Raw genomic sequence first — 22,438 nt, 5'->3', positions numbered from 1 at the left:
TGACAAATAGTTGGAGCGTTGCAGATACCTGCGGCAGATAGGTTGCAGATACTTTATCTGCAACACGTTATATAATCAAAGAAAAAGCCTTGATTCCTTTATGCAAAGCTATGGGATAATTGGGATGGCTCTATGGATAATTTGTAGTGTCTCTACGGAGAAACGACAGTATCCTTACGTAGAAACTGTAGTTTCCTGCCTTGGAAACTCTCGTTTCCTACCGTGGAAACTGTAGTTTCTAATGCAGGAAACGACAATTCCCCGCCTGGAAACAGGAAGTTATGTATTCAAATAAACTTTTGCACTCCTAGAGAATTAGCTTATGTAAAGTTTATACTGTGTTGCAGATAAAGTATCTGCAACCTATCTGCCGCAGGTATCTGCAACGCTCCAACTATTTATCAACTAGTGCATTACACGCTTTTCGTTGCAGGTGGCAGATGTTTTTACGTTTTTCAACTTTATAGTAGAGGATTACGCATCACAATTATGCTCAAAACTGTAAGTCATGAATAAAATTCACCTCTGTACCCTCTGTGTCCTCTGTGGTGAAAACCCGTGCAGAAATAAGCTAAAATTGAAGAAACAATGAAATTACAGAATAAATAATTTTCCCCTATATATATGCTGTCTGCTTTTGTCTGTATTTAGACTCCTATTAAGTCTGAATATCAATAAATTACAAAATCATCCTGTCCGTATCTGTCCGACTAAAAACACTTATCATATATGCATGTTCTGTAACTTTGCAAACAAAAAAATGACAGAACAATGAGTTACTTATTATTTAAAAGAGGAAACGATTTAGGAGGTTGGATTGTCTTTCTGATAGCAGCTTTTGTGTATGGAATGACTATTGAACCTACCGCAAGTTTTTGGGATTGTCCCGAATTTATTTCATGTGCCGAAAAGCTACAAGTTGGTCATCCACCGGGAGCACCTTTCTATATGCTTGTCGGGAATCTATTCACCCAGTTTGCGTCCGATGCTTCGCAGGTATCGCGCATGGTCAACTTTTTAAATGCACTGTTAAGTGCAGGGTGCATCTTGTTTCTTTTTTGGAGTATTACTCGATTGGTGCGAAGCATACTTACGGATGATGCACGGAAGCTATCAACAACCGACGTAATTATCATTTTAGGAGCAGGATTTGTAGGAGCTTTGGCTTACACCTTCAGTGATACATTCTGGTTCAGTGCGGTAGAGGGTGAAGTATATGCCTTCTCTTCCTTCCTCACAGCTTTGGTTTTTTGGATGATTCTTCGCTGGCAGGACGAAGCAGATTCAATATCCGGCGACCGCTGGATTATCCTGATAGCCTATATTATAGGACTTTCCATCGGAGTACACCTGCTCAATCTGCTTTGTATTCCTGCTATTGTATTGGTGTTCTATTACCGGAAATACCAAGCTGTATCACTCAAGGGAGTGATCGGAACGATTGCGCTGTCCGGTCTTCTTATTGTATTGATTCTCTTTGTTTATATACCCGGAATGGCTGATATGGGAGGATGGTTCGAGCTATTCTTCGTCAATGTATTGGGATTTCCTTTCCAAACAGGATTAATCATTTTTCTGACTTTAGTCCTGTCTTTGTTGATAGGAACCATCTACCGATTCAGAAAACGCATAGTACATACCGGTTTATGGTGCCTGCTCATGCTCACCATAGGATATACCACTTATGCGGTCATATTGATTCGTGCCAATGCCAATACACCGCTTAATGAAAATGCACCGGATAATATTTTCACGCTCAAAAGCTACCTGAATCGCGAACAGTATGAAAGTGCCCCTTTACTTTATGGAAGAACCTACGCTTCCGAACCGGAGTATGTGCCCGAAGGAGACTATTACAAAGTGAAAACAGAAAAAGGCAGTGCCATATATCGGCCGGATAGAAAAGAAGGCAAGTATAAAATCATCGGCTATAAAGAAAATGTGTGCTACACTCAAAATATGTTGTTTCCGCGAATGTGGAATGATCGTTTGGCTGCTTCTTATAAAGGATGGTCGGGAAGCACGAATGATGTACCCACACAAAAAGAGAACCTGACTTATTTCATTACATACCAACTCAACTACATGTATGTACGTTATTTCCTATGGAATTTTGTCGGACGGCAGAATGATATTCAAGGAAGCGGTGAACCGGAACACGGCAACTGGATTACAGGAATTTCCTGGCTTGACAACCTGCGCTTGGGGGATCAGAAGCTTTTACCGGAATCTTTGCGTCAGAATAAAGGGCACAATGTTTTCTATGGTTTGCCGTTATTATTAGGACTACTTGGTATCTATTGGCAATGGGCACGTGGAAAGAAAGGCAAGCAACAGTTCAGTGTCTTGTTTTTCCTTTTCTTTATGACCGGATTGGCGATTGTGCTCTATCTGAATCAGACTCCCGGACAACCTCGCGAACGGGATTATGCGTATGCAGGTTCGTTCTATGCCTTCGCTATCTGGATCGGGATGGGAGCTGCCGGATGCTGTGATATGCTTCGTCGGAAGCACTTTAAAGTTCTCCCGGTCAGCTTACTCATGCTGCTTTGCCTGCTCATCCCCGCACAAATGGCGAGCCAGACTTGGGACGATCACGACCGGAGCAACCGATATACCTGCCGTGACTTTGGGGCTAATTATCTAATGACGCTTTCCGATACAGGAAATCCGATCATATTCTGTAATGGAGACAATGATACGTTCCCTTTGTGGTATAATCAAGACACGGAAGAGGTACGCAGAGATGCACGCATCTGCAACTTAAGTTATGCGCAAACCGACTGGTATATTTATCAGCAACAATGTCCTCTATACAATGCTCCCGGACTACCGATCAGCTGGAAACAAAATCAATATCAAGAGGGAAAAAACGAATATGTAGCCGTTCGTCCGGAGTTGAAAAAACAAATAGAAGAACTGTATCAAAAGCATCCCGAAGAAGCCCGTGACAGTTTTGGAGATGATCCGTATGAGATAAAGAACATCTTGAAACATTGGGTATTTGCAGAGAAGCAGGAATTTCATGTGATACCTACCGATACGATAAATATTCACATCGATAAGGATGCAGTGCTTCGTTCGGGAATGATGCTACCTAAAGCCATTCGTCATTTAAAAGGAGAAGAATTGAAAAATGCGATACCGGATAAACTATCTATTTCTCTGAAAGATATACGTCTGCTGACTAAAGTAGATTTGCTCATACTCGAAATATTGGCTAACTGCAACTGGGAACGTCCGTTATACATGGCTATCTCGGTGGGAAATGCCACTAAATTGAAGTTTGATGATTACTTTGTCCAGGAAGGATTGGCATTCCGGTTTACCCCGTTTAATTATAAAAAATGGGGAGACGCGGAAGGGGACAATGGATATGCAATAGATACGGAGAAATTCTACGAGAATGTGATGAACAGATATAAATATGGAGGATTAGATACTCCCGGACTTTATCTGGACGAAACGACTATGCGCATCTGCTACTCCCACCGAAGACTCTTTGCCCAACTGGCTAAAGAACTGGTGAAACAAGGAGACAATGCCCGTGCCCAAAAAGTATTGGCGTATGCCGAACAAGCTATTCCGGCGTATAATGTACCTCAAGTATACGAGAGTGGTTCGTATGAGATAGCCACAGCTTATGCCTCCATAGGAGAAACCGGGAAAGCGATCACTTTATTGAATGATCTGATAGCAGAATCGAGAGATTATATCGACTGGGCTTTCTCGTTGGGAGATAGCCGGATAGCGATGGTTCAACGGGATTGCCTGTATAAGTTCTGGCAGTGGAATCAGTGTAATGAATTACTAAAAGATATGGATAAAGAGAGGTATAAACAGAGTAATCAGCAGTTTGAAGAGAAATACATGCGACTCGCTCAACTAATGAATTATCAAAACTAAACTCAAGAAAGATGAAAACGAAAATAGTAAAAGAGAAAGAACAGAAAACTGTATTAAGCAGAAGGAATTACATCATTTTAATAAGCGGTTCGATATTGATTATCGCAGGATATATATTGATGAGCGGCGAGGGGAGTACCCTTGCCGCCTATCATCCCGATATATTTAGCGAAACACGCATACGTATTGCCCCTTTAGTCTGTTTGTTAGGCTATCTGCTGAATGTATTTGGTATTCTTTACCGGCCATTAAAATAAAATAAATCCTCCTAATATCATTAATATTTCAAAAAAGAGCATTCATATAAGATAAATTATTGTTTCTTTTGTCCTAATGAAATGAAAGTTGGGAAATAGTATGAGTAATAACATTGATATAAAAACGCTGGAGGCCTTTCAGGATGGGAATCACAAGGCCTTTGAGACTATTTTTATAGCATACTACAACAAAACCAAAACATTCATTGACGGATATATAAAATCGGAGCCCGATGCAGAAGAGCTGACAGAGGATTTATTTGTTAATCTTTGGATCAATCGTCATTCCATTGATACATCCAAATCATTCAATTCTTATTTGCACACCATTGCCAGAAATGCAGCCATCAACTTCCTGAAACATAAATATGTGTGTGATGCCTATCTGAACAACAACCAAGATACAGAATATAGCTCTACTTCCGAAGAAGACCTTATTGCCAAGGAACTGGAAATGCTGATTGACAAACTTGTCGGAGGAATGCCCGAACAACGGAGAATGATTTATACATTGAGCCGTAACGAAGGACTATCCAATGCCGAGATTGCCGAACGCCTGAATACTACCAAAAGAAATGTTGAAAGCCAGTTAAGCCTTGCTTTGAAAGAAATACGGAAGGTGATTTCATGTTTTTTGGTATCATTGTTATAGGATCATTTTCGTCTTCATCCTGTTTTTTTCAAAAAAACTTCTATTTTCTTATTGAGCTTTTTGCCACCAAACTGTATATATAGTAAAGTGCAGCAAAAATGAAGAAAAGTAATATCAGTAAAATCATCAAAATGTTCCTCTCCGCCCGTTTTCCATCCGAAACGGAAGAAAAAGTGCAGAAGTGGATCATCAAAGATAAAAATCAGCAGGCGAAAGCTAAAGCTTCACTGGATTTTTGGAATGAATTGGACGTAGAAGCCGATTCAAATACTTATGCTTCATTGGAACGGGTAAATTTAAGAACAGGATATAATAAGGAACATCTGACCAACATAGTTTCTTATCAGAAATTTGCCCGTATTGCCGCCGTTATTATTCCTTTGTTTTTATTTGCAGGAGGAATGTTCTACTATCTTTCTCCCCAAAACGAAATGATAGAAGTATCCGTTGCCTACGGAGAACAGAAACGCCTGATCTTACCAGACAGTTCGGAAGTATGGTTGAACGCGGGAAGTAGCATTTTATACCCGGAAACTTTTGCCAAAGATAAACGCTTGGTCATGCTTGACGGTGAAGCTTATTTCTCTGTCAAAAAAGATACTGTAAGTCCTTTTATTGTAGAAACCTCCCAACTCTCTGTGAAAGTTCTTGGAACCAGGTTCAATGTGAAAGCCTATCCTAATGATGAGAAAATAACGACTACATTGACTAGCGGTAAGGTGGAAGTGAGTGTCCGGTCTCAACCTCCCCATATACTAAAGCCCGATGAGCAGCTTACATACGACAAAAAATCATCAGATATTCACATATCAGTGATAGATACGAATGATACAAATTGTTGGATGGCGGGAAAACTAGTATTTACCAATGCCAGCGCCGGAGAAATATTCCGAACCTTGGAAAGGCACTATAACACCACTATTGATAATACAGCAATTATCCCCGCATCCAAACGATATACGGTTAAGTTTCTGAAAGATGAAGGTCTGAATGAAATACTGAATATATTGAAAGATATCATCGGCTTTGATTATCAGCAATATGAAAAGAAAATAGTATTAACCCGACAATAAAAAGAAACAGCCTATGAATAAAAAGAACCGGGAAGCAGCTTGAGACCCTCTTCCCAGTTCTGAAATGTCTACCCTCATTCAACAAGTGACGTAAAATGAAGTATCAACATACAAATATAGAATAATGAATCGAATAAATACAAATAAACGGGCAGGTAAGCTCGCCATTTTTTTATTTTTTACTTTTCTATCTCTTACAACTATTGCACAGAATAAAGATAAAAAGATTACCATACAAAATAAAAATATCTCATTAAAAGAGGCTTTTGCACAAATTGAAACACAAACCGGATATAGCATCGCTTATGAACAATCGAACCTGAATATCGAAAAGAAGCACTCTTTATCATTCAAAAATGTAACCATTGACAAAGCTATGGCTCAACTATTGAAGGAAACCGGATATGTATATAAGATAAAAGGATATCATATTATTATTTCTTCGCAGGATAACAAGCAAAAGCCCGCCAACAATGATACACAAAAACTGACTCAAACCATAAGAGGAATCGTTGTTGACTCCAAAACCAATACGCCCATAGAATATGCCTCCGTCTGTATAGCAGAAGATCCCTCACGGGGAGGTTCGACTGACGGACGGGGAAATTTCCGGATTAATAATGTCCCGGTGGGTCGTTATAATATTCAGGCATCTTTTATGGGGTATCGCCCAAGTATCATCAGCGAAGTATCTGTCACTTCATCCAAAGAAGTATTTGTAGAGATTCCTATGGATGAGAATGTACAAGATTTGGCTGAAGTACTTATCAAGCCGGAAATAAAAAAAGACCGGACTGTCAACCCAATGGCTATCACAGGAGGACGTATGATTAGTATTGAAGAAGCGTCCCGATTTGCCAATGGTTTTGACGATCCTGCACGGTTAAGTTCTGCATTTGCAGGTGTAGCAGGAGATGTCGGTACTAATGCGGTTGCCATCCGGGGAAATGCCCCGCAATTTACACAATGGAGACTGGAGGGAATTGAAATACCTAATCCTACTCACTTTGCTGATTTATCAGGCTTGGGAGGAGGATTCCTGTCCGCTTTGAGTACGCAAGTCATCGGCAACTCCGATTTCTACAACGGAGCTTTCCCGGCGGAATACAGTAATGCCCTATCAGGTGTTTTCGATATGCATTTGCGCAATGGTAACAATCAGAAGTACGAACACGCCTTTCAGGTCGGACTCATGGGCATAGATTTAGCTTCGGAAGGTCCTATCAATAAAAAACGGGGAAGTTCCTATCTGGTGAATTATCGCTTTTCTACTACTTCACTGGCATCGGGTAATGACATCAACCTGAAATATCAGGATTTAGCCTTCAAACTAAATTTTCCCACACGTAAAGCTGGAACCTTTTCGATCTGGGGATTAGGATTGATAGACAGAAATAAAGCAGATGTTTTGGAACGTTCCGAATGGGAAACGATGGGAGACCGGTCGTCGGGATATAATAAACTGGAAAAACTGGCAGGTGGCTTAGCGCACAAATATGTACTGGATGAAAATACTTATATCCGTTCTTCTCTATCCGCTACCTATTCCAAAGACCGTTCATTGGCGGACTTACATACCGACGACGCTATTATTAATGTAGCAGATATTCAGAATAGCAGATGGAATTTAGTATTCAATTCATATCTGAATAAGAAATTCAGTCCGAGGCATACCAACAGAACAGGGATTACCATTACGGAACTTAAATATGATCTTGATTACAAAGTCAGCCCTTATTTGGGATTAAACAAACCTATGGAACAAATATCGAAAGGCAGTGGAGAAAGTACAGTCCTCTCGGCATATAGTAGTTCCGTAATCAACTTGAGCAATAACCTGACAACCAGTTTGGGAGTTACCGGACAATACTTTACTTTAAACAAGAACTGGTCGATAGAACCGAGAGTCGCACTTAAATGGAAAATAAATCCTGCACATTCTTTAGCGGTAGCTTACGGTTTGCACAGCCATAGGGAAAGGCTCGATTATTATTTTGTCGAACAGGTAATCAATGGTAAAAAGGAATCAAACCGATACCTGGATTTTTCTAAGGCACATCATTTCGGATTTACTTATGACTGGAATATTAATCAAAGTCTACATCTGAAAATAGAACCCTATTATCAATACCTGTTCCACATACCGGTGGAACAGAATTCTTCTTTTTCGATTATTAATTACGAAGAATTCTATTTAGACCGGATTCTAACAAGCACCGGAACAGCGAAAAACTATGGAATAGATATAACATTGGAGCAGTATATGAAAAATGGCTTCTACTATATGATTACAGGTTCATTATTCAAGTCGAAGTATAGGGGAGGAGACCGTATCTGGCGAAATACAAGACTGGACAAAAGTTATTTAGTGAACTTGCTCGCCGGAAAAGAATGGATGGTCGGCAGGCTCAAACAAAATGTATTAAGTATAAACGGACGCCTGTTTTTTCAGGGAGGGGGACGCTACACTCCTGTGGATGAAGAAAAAAGCCAGGAAGAACGCGACATCGTTTTTGACGAAAGCAAGGCATACACCAAACGTTTCAATCCTTCCATTAACGGCGATGTTTCTATCAGCTTCCGGATCAATAAGAAAAGAGTGTCTCACGAGTTCTCTCTAAAGATACTGAATGTAGGTATGCGCACCGGAATGCATTTCTATGAATACAATGAAAGAACAAGCGTAGTAGAAGAAAAAGACGGATCGGGATTGATTCCGAACATCAGCTACAAAATTTATTTCTAAGGCACTGAATAAGAAAAGGTTTGTTCACACAATAGACTGACACCCAACAGACAACTGCTTTCAGTAATTATGGTATAACAATCTGTAATCTATATACTAACGGGCTCTCTGAATACCTGTATATTTGCTGCGTGAAATAATTTAGTCATTAATTATATGCGTATCATATTCAAGAAATTCAGAACACGTATGATTGTAGGATGTATATTAGCTGTAATAGCGTTGCTGGCTGTGTCAGTCGTTGTTTTTATCAATCAACCCAGCTTCGGCAGAACTCCTCGCGGGGAACGGCTGGAGAGAGTCATGAAATCTCCTAATTATAGAAACGGAGGGTATGATACGCATTATGCGGAAATAGGCAACCGCTTCCCCAATATCGACCTTGCAATCCTCGAAAACGGGCAATACGACAAAGAGTGGAGCTTAATTCACCTCATGCCCCAATATATGGCGCAGACAGCCAGAGACTTAAAAGCGAAGAGAGTCCTGACCGTACATCATTCTAAATATGCGTTAGCCAAACATCGTTGGGACGAGCCTTTGAAGAATGCAGAAGAGATGAAGAATAAAGATTACCTCAATGTATTGATTCCGGAGATCGGAGAGGTCGTGACATTAGAAAAATAGCTCTTCACCTAATACGGTTAAACGTTTCTTTTCTATTTATCAGTAAAATTGGTAAAACATTCTGTAATCTGTATAGTTAAAAAACAAATTTCCCTGATTAAATTTGCAACGTTGAAATACATTGGGTTGAATCCTGACAGTTTTGGACATTTAGAGATAACTACTATAAATTGAAAATTAAAAAAGTTTATGCTACGTACTATCAGACTTTCAGCCGCCATTGTGTGCTTTACGCTTATTACCCTGCTTTTTCTCGACTTTACGGGTACATTGCACACATGGTTCGGATGGTTGGCGAAAATTCAATTTCTGCCGGCTTTATTAGCCTTGAATATAGGTGTCGTATTGTTTTTAGTTGTATTTACATTCCTGTTCGGGCGTATCTATTGCTCCGTTATCTGTCCGTTGGGAGTGTTTCAGGACATCGTTTCGTGGATATCCGGTAAACAAAAGAAAAATCGTTTCCGCTATTCATCGGCAATGAAATGGTTGCGGTATGGCGTTTTAGGAATGTTCATTATCATGATGGTTGCAGGGCTGAATTCTTTGGCTATCTTACTGGCTCCGTATAGTGCTTATGGACGGATAGCTTCCAGCCTTTTCGCGCCGGTATGGCAATGGGGAAACAACCTGTTGGCGTACTTTGCCGAACGAATGGATAGTTATGCTTTTTATGAGGTAGATGTATGGATGAAGAGCCTTTCAACACTGATTATTGCCGTTGTCACTCTCATTGTCCTTTTCATTCTGGCGTGGCGTAATGGACGAACGTATTGCAATACCATCTGTCCGGTGGGTACTGTATTGGGATTTATATCCAAATATGCGATATTCAAACCGGTGATTGATACTTCCAAATGTAATAGTTGCGGTTTATGTGCCCGTAATTGCAAAGCATCGTGTATCAATTCGAAAGCTCATGAAATTGATTATAGTCGTTGTGTGGCTTGTATGGATTGCATTGGAAAGTGTAAGCATGGAGCCATTAAATACACTCGACGGAAACCTAAAAACGAAACAGCTACAAGCGAAGATATGAAAGCAAAGGCTGTCACTACCGAACAGATTGATAATGCCCGCCGTAGCTTCCTTTCGGCATCGGCTATCTTTGCGACAACTTCTGTCCTGAAAGCACAGGAAAAGAAAGTGGACGGTGGGTTAGCCACTATTGAGGATAAGAAGATCCCGAACAGAGAAAATCCGATTTATCCTCCAGGTGCATTAAGCGCGCGCAATTTCGCTCAACATTGCACTGCCTGCCAATTATGCGTATCTGTTTGCCCCAACCAGGTGTTGCGTCCTTCGGACAATCTGATGACGTTGATGCAACCGGAAATGTCGTATGAACGTGGATATTGTCGTCCCGAATGTGCAAAATGTGCGGAAGTATGCCCGACAGATGCTATTCATCTGACCAGTCTTGCCGAGAAATCGGCTATTCAGATCGGACATGCCGTATGGATTAAAGAGAACTGTGTGCCTTTGACGGATGGAATGGAGTGTGGCAACTGTGCCCGCCATTGCCCGACAGGTGCCATACAAATGGTGGCTTCCGATCCTGACAAAGCGGATTCTCTAAAAATTCCGGTAGTGAATGTAGAAAAATGCATTGGTTGCGGAGCGTGTGAAAACCTTTGTCCGTCCCGTCCTTTCAGCGCCATTTATGTGAGCGGACACCAGATGCACAGAATTATTTGATCTAAATCAGTATAAGATTATGGAAGAAAAAAATAAGAAAGATATAAATAGAAGAGATTTCATTAAGATTGTAGGTATCAGCGCAGCCACATCGACCGGGTTGCTATACGGATGCTCTTCAAAGGGGACTACTTCTTCAAGTAGCGCAACAGGAGAAGGAGAGGTGCCCACCGATAAAATGACTTACCGCACATCTCCAACCACCGGTGACCGTGTTTCACTTTTGGGATATGGTTGTATGCGTTGGCCGCTCAAACCTGCTCCCGATGGTAATGGTGAAGTTATCGACCAGGATGCCGTCAATGGATTGATAGATTATGCAATCGCTCACGGAGTAAACTATTTCGATACATCTCCGGCGTATGTACAAGGATTTTCCGAAAAGGCAACAGGTATTGCATTAAGTCGTCATCCCCGTGATAAATATTACATCGCTACCAAATTGTCTAATTTCTCTCCTGATACGTGGTCTCGCGAAGCCTCGCTCAAGATGTACCACAAATCATTTGCGGAGCTACAAGTCGACTACATTGATTATATGTTGCTCCACGGCATCGGCATGGGAGGAATGGAAGCCCTTAAAGGACGATACCTGGATAACGGAATACTTGATTTTCTGGTTAAAGAGCGTGAAGCCGGACGTATCCGGAATCTCGGATTTTCTTACCATGGCGATATTGAAGTATATGATTATCTGCTCTCACGACACGATGAATTTAAATGGGATTTTGTACAAATACAGCTCAACTATGTAGACTGGAAACATGCCAAAGAGACCAATACTCGAAATACGGATGCGGAATATCTCTATGGCGAACTGGCCAAACGGGGGATTCCTGCCATCATTATGGAACCACTTTTGGGAGGACGTCTATCCAAGTTAAACGATAATCTGGTGGCACGGCTCAAACAACGTCGTCCGGAAAGCAGTGTCGCTTCCTGGGCTTTCCGTTTTGCCGGTTCATTCCCGGATATTCTGACTGTATTAAGCGGCATGACTTATATGGAGCATCTGCAGGATAATCTTCGCACTTATTCTCCTTTGGAACCATTGACTGATGAAGAAAAAGAATTCCTCGAAGAAACAGCACAATTAATGCTGAAATATCCTACTATCCCTTGTAACGACTGCAAATACTGTATGCCATGTCCGTATGGGCTGGATATACCTGCTGTATTGTTGCATTACAACCGTTGTGTCAATGAAGGTAATGTCGCCAGAAGCGGACAGGATGAAAATTATGCGAAAGCCCGACGCGCTTTTCTTGTCGGATATGACCGTAGTGTGCCTAAACTTCGTCAGGCAAGCCATTGCATCGGTTGCAATCAGTGTGTGGCTCATTGCCCGCAAAACATTGATATTCCGAAAGAACTGCACCGGATAGACCAGTTTGTAGAACAATTGAAACAAGGTACTTTATAAAAGAAACGATGGAAGAATTAATTAATCTATTACATACGGGAGGATATTCCTGTACCATTGCCAACGGAGGAAAAATCCGCACTTTCACTCAACGTGGCGTAGCCGATCTATATGATTTGCTAACACAGGAACCGGAGTTTCTTAAAGGAGCTTTGATTGCCGACAAAGTGGTTGGCAAGGGAGCTGCCGCCCTGATAATTCTGGGTGGTATAAAAGAATTATATACGGATATTATCAGTACCAAGGCTTTGGAGCTATTCCGGAAATCAGATGTGAAAGTCGATTTTGCGCAGGAAGTTGCTTTTATCTGGAACCGCGACCGTACAGGAGGATGTCCAGTAGAAACTATGTGTAGCGAAGTGGAATCAGCAGAAGAAATATTACCACTGATCCGCGATTTCCTGGAAAAAATCAGAAGTAGGAAGTAAGAAAGAGATAACTGAAACACGAAATAAAGTATGAGAAAAAATACAGCTTGTTAAGTCTTGAAAAAGAAAGTTCTCCTCTGCTAAAGATATTTATAGCAGGGGAGAACATATTATAATAATAGGACTTATTCATCTATTTTTCTATTTATCAATCTTCGTCGTCATCTTCCATATCAGCAGCAGTGGGATTACCTCCTCCTTTAGCATACCTGCTCGGACTCATCTTATAGTATTTTTTGAATACTTCCCGGAAATATTTAGTTTCAGAGAATCCAACCATGTCTGAAATTTCATTAATGGCATATTCACCCTCTTTCAATAACTCGGTAGCACGTTTCAAACGCATCACCCGAATAAACTCTGTCGGAGACTGTCCCGTCAATGCTTTCAATTTACAATAGAAACTGGTACGGCTCATGCCACTTGATTCACAGAGCACATTAACGGAAAATTCAGGGTTGTTTATATTCTCATCCACGATTTTCTTTACACTTGATATAAACTTCCAATCGAGGCTGTTAGTACCGTTTGCAGATGGAACCATTGATTTCGCTTCTATATCCAGATTGGCATATCTCATGCGCAACAGTTCCCGGTTTGCCAACAGATTAGCGATATTCGCCCGTAATATTTTCACACTGAAAGGTTTGATGAGATATTCGTCCGCACCAATCGACAGTCCATCCAGAATATTGTTTTCTTCTCCCAAAGCAGTGAGCAACAACACAGGAATATGTGAAATCTCAATATCACTTTTGATAGCAACACACAATTCATCTCCCCGCATCTCCGGCATCATGATATCAGAAAGAACCAGTTCCGGCCAATATTCTTTGATAATAATCAACGCTTCCTTTCCGTTAGCGCAAGCTTGTACATTATATATAGAAGATAATGAACTGACCAGATAGGAGCGTAGCTCATCATTGTCTTCTACAACAAGAATCCGTCGTAAATTTGGATTATCTATCGTAGCGGTTGTCTTTGCTGGTACATTCGGAGCGGGCAGTACAGGAGCCAACGCCTCAAATTTAGAAGGTGCTTCGTCACTGATATTTTGAGAAGTCTTATTCTTTTTCGGAAAAACAATTTTGATTGTCGTACCTTGATGCTCAACACTATCTACACTAATTTTACCTCCATGAAGGCTGACCAGTTTTCCTACCAGCATTAATCCGATACCACTACCCGTCACTTTAGAGTTAATAGCATTGCTGGCACGGAAATGGAGCTTGAACAACTTACTTTGTTCACTGGCAGGAATACCTATACCTGTATCCTTGATTATTACTTTCCATGAATCATTCGTATCGGATACGGAAATGCTGACCTTGCCATTTTCCGGAGTATATTTTAGCGAGTTTGATATTATATTCTTCAAAATTGAATCCATCTTCTCCTTATCAAACGATACATTCATATAGCTGAAAGTACTCTCGTATGTATATTCAATGCGCCTGATGGCTGCATAAGAAGCAAATGTATCATATATATCATTCATATAGGTATTCAACTCATACTCGGAAATACTCATTTTAGAGGAATATACATCCGTCCGTTCAAAATTAATCAGATTGCTGACCAGTCGTAAAAGTACTTCTACATTCCTCAATGCAATGTTCGTACGAGTGATTCCATTGTCGGTAAGCGTCTCTTCTTCCAATAATTCCTCCAAAGGTGCTTTTATCAAAGTTAATGGAGTACGTATATCATGCGCCGTATTAATGAAGAACTGCGTTTTTTCATCAGATATATTTTTTTGCTTTCTTAGATTTATCACCCGCAGAACGAAATAAGATCCTCCGATTACCAACAGGATATAACACAGGATAGCCCACCAACTCGACCAAAAAGGCTGTGTGATGATAACTTTCATAGTACGTTCCTGAAAAACAATGTCATGTTCTTCTCTGGATACTGCACGCACATGAAGGGTATATTTACCCGGAGGCAAATTGGTGAAACGAATCAAATTATTTGCTCCCGGTTGAGTCCATTTTTCATAAAACCCTTCTAATTTCCATGAGTATAGTGCACTTCCGGGAGAATCATAATTGATTGTAGAAACTTCAAATGAAAACGTATTCTCATCATATGCCAGCTCTAATACATCTGTCTCATCAATACTCTTCTGTAAAGGGGAACCCTTGACACCCGGATAAACAGGTTGATAAGAAAGATGGAAATCGCTGAATATCAATCTGGAGAACTTATAATCCGGAAATTTCACATTCACCGGAAGTTCAATTGCTCCATCCGTACTACCGAATACAAAGTTTTTATTTTTACGCACCGTTCCTGCTGCTGCATTAAAATATGAAGGTAGCAATCCTTCTCCTTTGGTCCAATTACGAAATATCTTTTCTTTAGTATGAAAACAGGTTATTCCATTCTCCGTACTCATCATTATACGTCCATCTACTTCCGGCAATATTGTAAATATTCTGTTTGAAACTAATGCAGAGTTATCAGAAAAGTAATGCTCGAAAGTTTTATCTTGAGGATGATAGATAAATACTCCCATACCATTTGTCCCGATATATAACAACCCATTATCTGCCTGATAAAGCGTATTGATATAAGTAATCCCTACCTCCATTTCAATATACTGATATTCACCAGTATTTCGATTTAATAAATACAATCCGATAGCAGTCCCAATCCACATATTATCTTTGTCTTTTTCAACAATGGACGTAATGGAATTCAATCCTGAATATAGACGTGTAGTGTTAGTCTCCAAATCAAAACATTTTAGATTATAATATCCTCCCGACCAGATATACCCTCTTGAATCTTTAACTATATCACGAATATATTTATCCGGACGCATATTGACGTGAGAAAGCAGGTAAGGAGAGAAGTATTCAACTGATAGAGTATTTTTATTTATTTTATAAATACCGGAAGTATATCCTCCTGCCCATATAATGCCGGGAGACACTTCACATAGAGTAATAAAAATATGATTCTTGTCTTTTAGTTGCTGATTAAAAGAACTTAGGAATGAATGCCACTGACCTGTTTTTGAATTATAAAGACTAATACCATTACTAGTTCCAAACCACAAATCACCTTCATGGTCTTCAATGACCGCTTGTACCTGGTCATTGATTAATGATTGGACATTGCCCATAGCGTGTTTCATCCAATGATAATTCTCATAGCGATTATCAATCACCGTAATCCCTGTGGGATAGTTAGCAAGCCATATCCGCTTTTCTTCATCCACAAATACATCATTGATATTATTCCCATTCATTTCATTATAACTTTGATAATTAGCAACAATGTAATGTTCCAGCTCACAAGTATTTGCATTAACCTTATATACTCCCATTCCTTCTGTTGCAATCAGTAACTCCGTTTCATTCAACGGGCTGATGCGAGCTATATTTACGTCACTAAGATCAGCTTCCGGTCGTATAATCTCCTGTGTATTCATGTCGTACACAAAAACTCCTCTTTCAAATGAACCGATAAATAGTCTTTTTAATTGCTTATGAAAATATAATTCACTTACTTGCGCATGAAAATAATCCAGTGTTTTAACAGGAATAGTCTCCAAAATGCCATTCTCCAGTTTAACATATCGAACGCCTAGCTCTGTTGCTATAAAGAAATGTTGTTCGTCTATTTGTTCTATCGCTGTGATATTACTATGTAGTATATTGGAAAATTGAAGAATGTGAGCATCATTTATATTATATAGTAATATAGAATCCTTACAACATAGCCAAATGTTATTATTCCGATCCAAATAGCCACAACTAATTGTTTCAGAAATATCCGGTAGTTTATATACCATTCTGAAATCATCTTCGTTTGCTTCATATCGAAAAACCCGTCCCTGCTTACCGATCACCCATATACCAATTTGTGGACCTGTATACAACCATCCCAAACGTACAGGAGCATCTAAAGTACTAGCTTCTTTATTTAATTTATAGTGTTTTATATCTTTACCGTTATAACGATCCATTCCTTCATTGGTGAGAAACCACATGTACCCTTGTGTATCTTTCTGAATATTGAATATCCGGCGATTGCTCAAACCATTTTCTATTCCTATATATTTGTATGTCTGTGCTGTAACCCAAATAGGAAAAAAAAGGAGAATATATATAATGTATTTCATATAAACAGTTGTTTTTAAACTACTTCTAGCAATCATATAAATATAACAATTAACGAAACTAGACAAAAGCAATGAAAAATGCAAAGAAGTAGAAGAAATTCTCTAAGAAAACATTCATTTGGAAACAATTTTATTTCCAAAGTTGATTATTTGCATATAGAAGTTGATTTATCTGAAAGTATTCTTTGATTGTATGTCACAATTAGCGCATGTTTTGGTTTCGTTAATTTAACCAATAGGATCAGATTTCCAGTTTTTTCTTGTAAACCCATATGCTTATTATAAAATAAATAAATACTTGTATCCAAAGGGTTATATATTCCGGTCTGATATCCGCCATACTGGCTCCCATAGAATTCAATTTCACAAAAGCAAGTGTGCCTGGTGCAGCGGGAAGAATGTAATGTGCAGCTTTCCAATACCAAGGCATTAGTTCCATCGGATAGGAAACCCCGGAAAGAAATATTAATCCTACAGAGAAAAAGGCGATCATGAGTAGGGGAGCTTCTGAATCCGTAAAATACCTGGAAGCTGCCAACCCCAGAAAGGAGGTCGCCATCAGGTATGGAATCAATAATAATACAATGTATAGTCCGTTTCCAATATTAGGAATACTGAAAAAATGGGGGAGCAAGCCTAATAGAAAAAAAGCAAAGATGGCATAAAGAGCACAGTATACGGATGTTTTTCCCGCCACTATACGAATGGCAACTCCCCAGCCATATCCAAAAGGAGTGTAAGCACGGATTCCTCTGTTGCTGTGCTCTTCTCCGGTCACCATACCAATAACCATCAATAAAGTCTGGAAGATTATAATCATCATAACTGCGGGAATAAGATAAGAGCCATAGCCTTCTGTATAATTATAAAGTGCAGTTCCTATTACATTGATCGGTTTTGCCATAGTTACGGCAAGCAATCCTTGAGGCGGAAGAAATACAGCTACATCAGGCCTGTATTTATCATTAATAGCCAGCATGACACGCGATGAAGCCCCCTGCAAAGCCTCGAAATACAGGAAAGCATCCGTAGTTGCATAAAGAGAAAATACGGCTTCATCTCCCCGGAACACTCGCTTCTCAAAATCATGAGGCAGATAGAGTATTCCCTGTACTTTGCCTTCTTTCATCCATTCTTTTGCTTCGTGATAGTCCATCGCCTGGCTATAAATCTCTGCTTGGGGAGTAGCATCCAGCCAACGGATAAAGTCACGACTTAATTCACTATGCGAATTATCGACTACGGCAACAGGAACATCGGTTACAATATTCGGTGCATACATATAATTGTAGAGTAATCCGTAGACAAAGATTCCTCCCATCAACACAAGCAGAACTGCATAACTAGTACTGATAGCTAGAAATTCACGACGAATGATGAATGATAACTGTTGTAACTTACTTAATGTTTTCATACTTATGACTTTCTATAGCTCGTTTTAAATGGGGAAGCAACAATAGGGCCAGCAACGGAAAGATACAGAGTATCACAGCCGACGGCCAAAGATGGATAAAACCACCGCCTCCATAAAGCATGGTTTGCATCATCTCCGTAAAATGGCGGACAGGAAACAAATAGGAAGCATCCCTCACCAACGGATACATATTGGGAACCGGAAAGGTCACCCCAGACAAGGTAGCTCCCAAAGAACCTACCATAGAGACTACGCTTATCACCAGTGAAATTGCCGGAAACAGCGAGAATAAAAACAGCCCTAAAGCCTGCGTCGCAATGATGAAAAGCACGGTCATGATATTCATTAACCACCAACTCCCCTGAAAAGGGATATGCAGGATACCGAACATGACATAATTAGCTAACCACCCTATCAATATATATATAATGGTATAAGGCAATAACTTACCCAAAACAGCAGTTACTATATTGCCTTTAGCAGTCGTCAACCAATCATTTGCTGTACGGAACTTAATTTCAATACCGACCGTATAGACAGTAATCAACAAGATCAAGACCTGAAACAAAACAAAGAAAAAGGGCTGACTCAAATATACCGAATAATCCAAACTTGGATTATATATCGGATGGTTATTAGCCTGCACCGGTAATAAAAAGGTGGTAATCTGATTCTGTTCTACTCCGAGAGCCACGGCTTGCATCACCACAGGGGAAAGAGCCACCGGAGCTAATGATGTTTCGAATGCCGCCATCAACTCACCGCCTACCGACAATAATGCATAGTGATAATAGTAGGAGAGTGTTGCATTCTTTCCGGTGATAGCATCTTGCTCAAATTGGGGAGGTATGGAAAGATAACCATAAATCTCTTTCTTTTGTACAGATTCACGGGCAGCCGCTTCATCTGCAAAATGCTTTGTCACTTTAAAAGTCGGTACGGCAGAGATATTCCTGGCAATAGTCCGGGAAGTAGCAGTGTTATCCTGATCGACAATACCGATAGGAATATTTTCCATCTGTCCGTTGCCAAAAATCGTAGCCATAAAGAAAAGGGTGAACAACGGCAAAACAATGCAGACGCCAAAATAAAGGCGCCGCGAAGTCATTCGCTGCCATTCTCTTAATAATACGGAACGAAAGGGGGAATATGTTTGTGATTCATCCATTCTCTGGTTTATTTGATGTCAATTAGTCTAAAGTCAATAACACGGACATACCGGGACGCAAGTCATCCACTTTTTGAGTCGGACGCGCATGAATCTCAAATGTACGTAGGTCATAACTTCCGGTCTGCTTGGTTGATTTCCAAGTAGCAAAACTGCCTAACGGACTTATATAATAGATTTTGAACTCTATATTTTCTTTACCGATGGCGGGTACATCTGCAACGAATGTTCCGTCCATTTTAAACTGTGGCATCAGATCTTCCCGTACGTTAAGAACGACATGTATATCATCCATAACCACCAGGTTCATAATGGGAGTTCCCGGCGCAACCAACTCTCCGCGTTTAGGAAAGATCGTTGCTATTTGTCCGTTTTCCGGAGCTGTCAACCGGGAGTCGACCAGCAAAGCCGAAACTTCATCCACCGTGCTTCGTGCAGCATCCACCATACTGGCAGCTGATGCTTTATCTTCTTTCTGTGCACCGTCTACAGCCATCTGATACTGCTCATAGGCAGCGCGCTCGGCTGCTACAGCCGCTTTATACATCGCTTCTACTTCATCCTTCCTTTGAGAAGTGACAACACTGTCTTTATATAAAGTGAGAATACGGTTGTAGGTTGTTTGAGCGAGAGTAAGGTCACTCTTCGTTTTATTCCACAACTGCAATGCAGTAGCCACAATCTGACGACGGGTTCCGGCATCTATTTTCTTGTTTTGCTGTACCGCTACTTGTTCCAATGCATTCACTTGTTGATACTTGGCATGTACTTCAGGACTATTAATAACGACAAGAGTATCTCCTTGGTGTACCCAATCGCCTTCCTGAACGAAGAAAGTATCGATACGACCGGGAAGTTTTCCACTGATACGGATTTCTGTTGCTTCAGCCTGTCCTTGCAGAACTAGCTGTTGTTTATGCATTAGTATAACTCCCAAGCCGGTAAAAATACCGACCGCCAAAAGGATGATAACAAAAGCCCATGATAGGGTTTTACTAGTTGGTTTCATTATTTGTTACGGTTTAGGTTGATAGTTTGCAAATTGTTCCGGTGTGCCACAAAGCGAGAGTAGATTTATAAGTGCCACATCATATTCATAATACGCTGCCAAACGAGCTACTCTTACACTGGCAAGCATGGTTTCAGCATCAATAACCTCGGTAGAGGTTGCCATCCCTTCTGTGAAAGATTTCTTTCGGATACGAACCAGTTCTTCGCTTAAAGCAATTGTTGCATTTAGAGCTTTTACATTATCCTGTGCCTTTTCCAACTGCGTATAAAGTTTATCTACGCCAACAGCCAAATCGTCGCGAGCCTTCATCTGTCCCAAAGCCAGTGTTTGTTCCGTCAATTTCGATTGCCGTACTTTCTTCTCCCGATCCAGTCCGTCAAAGAGATTCCATGTAAAACCAATACCTATCATGGTACGTGGCAACAAATTACTCTGAATACCATGCGAATACAAGGTTTGTTTTCCGAAAAGGGCTATATTCGGCAGATATCCGCTTTGAGCAATCCGTACTTCCTGTTTGGCAATATGTTGTTGTAACTGTAATTGATTGAGCGTATAGTTTCCGCTGTTTACAGAAAGATCAAAAAGCATTTTAGGTGGTAGTGAATCATTCATAAAAAGGGGAGAGGTAGGAATGATATTAGCATCTGTATCCTTTTTATTTAGCAAGACTTTCAAAGCACTTTGCACTACTGTTTCTTCTTTCCGCGCAGCTTCCAATGCTCGTTTAGCTTCATCCATATTCACTTGGGCGAAAAGTCTGCCTGCTTTGTCAATCATTCCTACCGCTTCTAATTTCAAGGCATTTTCATAATGTTTCTTCAATCCGTTATAAGTTTCTTCACGAACAGTCACTATTTGTTGTGCCAGCCGAAGCCCATAATAACTTTCAACCAATAGGTTTTGCTGGTTAGCCGATACCTGTGCCCGACTTTCTCGTGCCAAGTCGACCATCGTTCTTCCGATATTGGTGGCACGAAAACGTTTACCACCGGAAAAGAGCACCCACTCGGCTGATAAATCAACAGTAGTCAGGTTTCTGGGAGTCAGGGGAAACACCAGTGTGTTGGCTCCAATTTGATCTAGTATGGATGAAATGACCTGATCATCCGGAATAATGGAATGTACAAAGTCTTTAGCTGGATCAGTAAACTGCGATAGGGGCTGTTTTACTTCAATCTTCTCCGACATGTGCACAAACGCACCCGTAGACTGAAGACTGGGATACCAGAAAGCATTCAGTTTATCACGTTCAGCCTTCGCAATCTCAATACTCTTATCTGCAATTTTCAAACTCTGATTTCCCTGATTCAGCAGATGCAGTGATTCTTCAAAACTTAATGGTGTCTGTGCATCTATCTGACTGATGGAGAAATACAAAGTCAATAGTATAAAAAGTCGCTTATTTTTTTTCATACTGGTTAGGTTATATCTGATTTCGAGATATTCTAACAGATGAAAAGAGAGGTTTGTTCACGCTCTTTCAGTTCCGGTCCTTTTTTCATCAAAACAAAAGAGTAAAAGCAACTTTGACATTACTTTTTTCTTTCATTAAAATTTCTGTGATTTTATTTGAGATATAAAAATTATGTTTACCTTTGCATCACCGTTTCATAAGGCTTTTAAGTCGGGAAACACAGTAAATATGCGGTAATAGCTCAGTTGGTAGAGCACTAGCTTCCCAAGCTGGGGGTCGCGAGTTCGAGCCTCGTTTACCGCTCTTTTGAAAATCAGACAGTTAACTTAAATACACTGCCTGATTTTTTTATTTCCAAGCCCCTTTTCTATTGAAATACATATTATAGAGGAAAAGAAACAAAACATGACTTTAGAAAATTAATGCATGAAGAATAGGGCAATTCATGCATTTTTCGTATTTTTGCACCCTGTTTTAAC

At 40.2% G+C, this 22,438-nt stretch carries 14 protein-coding genes and 1 tRNA gene; 10 read left to right on the top strand and 5 right to left on the bottom strand.

The features are described from left to right. The first annotated feature begins 771 nt into the window (after positions 1-771). From DW173_RS01750 to DW173_RS01710, 9 genes are all read left to right on the top strand, one after another. Positions 772-3,906: a DUF2723 domain-containing protein gene (locus DW173_RS01750; RefSeq protein ID WP_120143527.1), complete on the top strand. Its 3,135-nt coding sequence runs from the start codon at positions 772-774 to the stop codon at positions 3,904-3,906. An 11-nt stretch (positions 3,907-3,917) separates the two neighbouring features. Next, entirely contained in the window at positions 3,918-4,163 is a 246-nt protein-coding gene (locus DW173_RS01745; protein ID WP_120143525.1) for a DUF3098 domain-containing protein, read from the top strand. A 100-nt stretch (positions 4,164-4,263) separates the two neighbouring features. Further along, positions 4,264-4,815: an RNA polymerase sigma-70 factor gene (locus tag DW173_RS01740; RefSeq protein ID WP_008647509.1), complete on the top strand. Its 552-nt coding sequence runs from the start codon at positions 4,264-4,266 to the stop codon at positions 4,813-4,815. Positions 4,816-4,913: 98 nt separating this feature from the next. Continuing rightward, complete coding sequence (locus DW173_RS01735) at positions 4,914-5,888, top strand: FecR family protein (protein WP_120143523.1); 975 nt, start codon at positions 4,914-4,916, stop codon at positions 5,886-5,888. Between the two features lie 124 nt (positions 5,889-6,012). Then, a complete protein-coding gene (locus DW173_RS01730; protein WP_008022313.1) occupies positions 6,013-8,634 on the top strand; it encodes a carboxypeptidase regulatory-like domain-containing protein in 2,622 nt (873 codons plus the stop codon). Between the two features lie 156 nt (positions 8,635-8,790). Then, positions 8,791-9,261: an MBL fold metallo-hydrolase gene (locus DW173_RS01725; protein ID WP_008022315.1), complete on the top strand. Its 471-nt coding sequence runs from the start codon at positions 8,791-8,793 to the stop codon at positions 9,259-9,261. Positions 9,262-9,450: 189 nt separating this feature from the next. After that, the gene (locus DW173_RS01720; RefSeq protein WP_008022317.1) at positions 9,451-10,959 is read left to right on the top strand and encodes a 4Fe-4S binding protein; all 1,509 of its coding nucleotides are present in this window, start codon (positions 9,451-9,453) and stop codon (positions 10,957-10,959) included. Positions 10,960-10,978: 19 nt separating this feature from the next. Then, complete coding sequence (locus DW173_RS01715) at positions 10,979-12,382, top strand: aldo/keto reductase (RefSeq protein WP_055234984.1); 1,404 nt, start codon at positions 10,979-10,981, stop codon at positions 12,380-12,382. Between the two features lie 8 nt (positions 12,383-12,390). Next, positions 12,391-12,810, top strand: coding sequence for a DUF1893 domain-containing protein (locus DW173_RS01710; protein ID WP_008022321.1), 420 nt, complete (start codon positions 12,391-12,393; stop codon positions 12,808-12,810). 148 nt (positions 12,811-12,958) lie between these two features. Here the strand turns inward: DW173_RS01710 and DW173_RS01705 are convergent, their stop codons facing one another. From DW173_RS01705 to DW173_RS01685, 5 genes are all read right to left on the bottom strand, one after another. Then, positions 12,959-16,948, bottom strand: a complete 3,990-nt coding sequence (locus DW173_RS01705) for a two-component regulator propeller domain-containing protein (protein ID WP_120143521.1) — start codon at positions 16,946-16,948, stop codon at positions 12,959-12,961. Between the two features lie 241 nt (positions 16,949-17,189). Then, entirely contained in the window at positions 17,190-18,362 is a 1,173-nt protein-coding gene (locus DW173_RS01700) for an ABC transporter permease (protein WP_117684108.1), read from the bottom strand. Continuing rightward, the gene (locus tag DW173_RS01695) at positions 18,346-19,530 is read right to left on the bottom strand and encodes an ABC transporter permease (protein ID WP_087322305.1); all 1,185 of its coding nucleotides are present in this window, start codon (positions 19,528-19,530) and stop codon (positions 18,346-18,348) included. Before DW173_RS01695 ends, DW173_RS01700 begins: the two co-directional genes overlap by 17 nt. Before the next feature lie 22 nt (positions 19,531-19,552). Beyond that, a complete protein-coding gene (locus DW173_RS01690) occupies positions 19,553-20,539 on the bottom strand; it encodes an HlyD family secretion protein (protein WP_117684109.1) in 987 nt (328 codons plus the stop codon). A 6-nt stretch (positions 20,540-20,545) separates the two neighbouring features. After that, entirely contained in the window at positions 20,546-21,958 is a 1,413-nt protein-coding gene (locus DW173_RS01685; protein ID WP_117684110.1) for a TolC family protein, read from the bottom strand. A gap of 231 nt (positions 21,959-22,189) precedes the next feature. On the opposite strand from DW173_RS01685, the gene DW173_RS01680 reads away from it, so the two are divergent. After that, positions 22,190-22,262: transfer RNA gene (locus DW173_RS01680), tRNA-Gly, on the top strand. Positions 22,263-22,438 lie beyond the last annotated feature (176 nt).

This window comes from Bacteroides sp. AM16-13, assembly GCF_003602705.1.
GTDB classification, from domain to species: domain Bacteria; phylum Bacteroidota; class Bacteroidia; order Bacteroidales; family Bacteroidaceae; genus Bacteroides; species Bacteroides xylanisolvens.
Note: the sequence above shows the minus strand (reverse complement) of the source record. Positions and strands in the feature narration are given on the sequence as shown.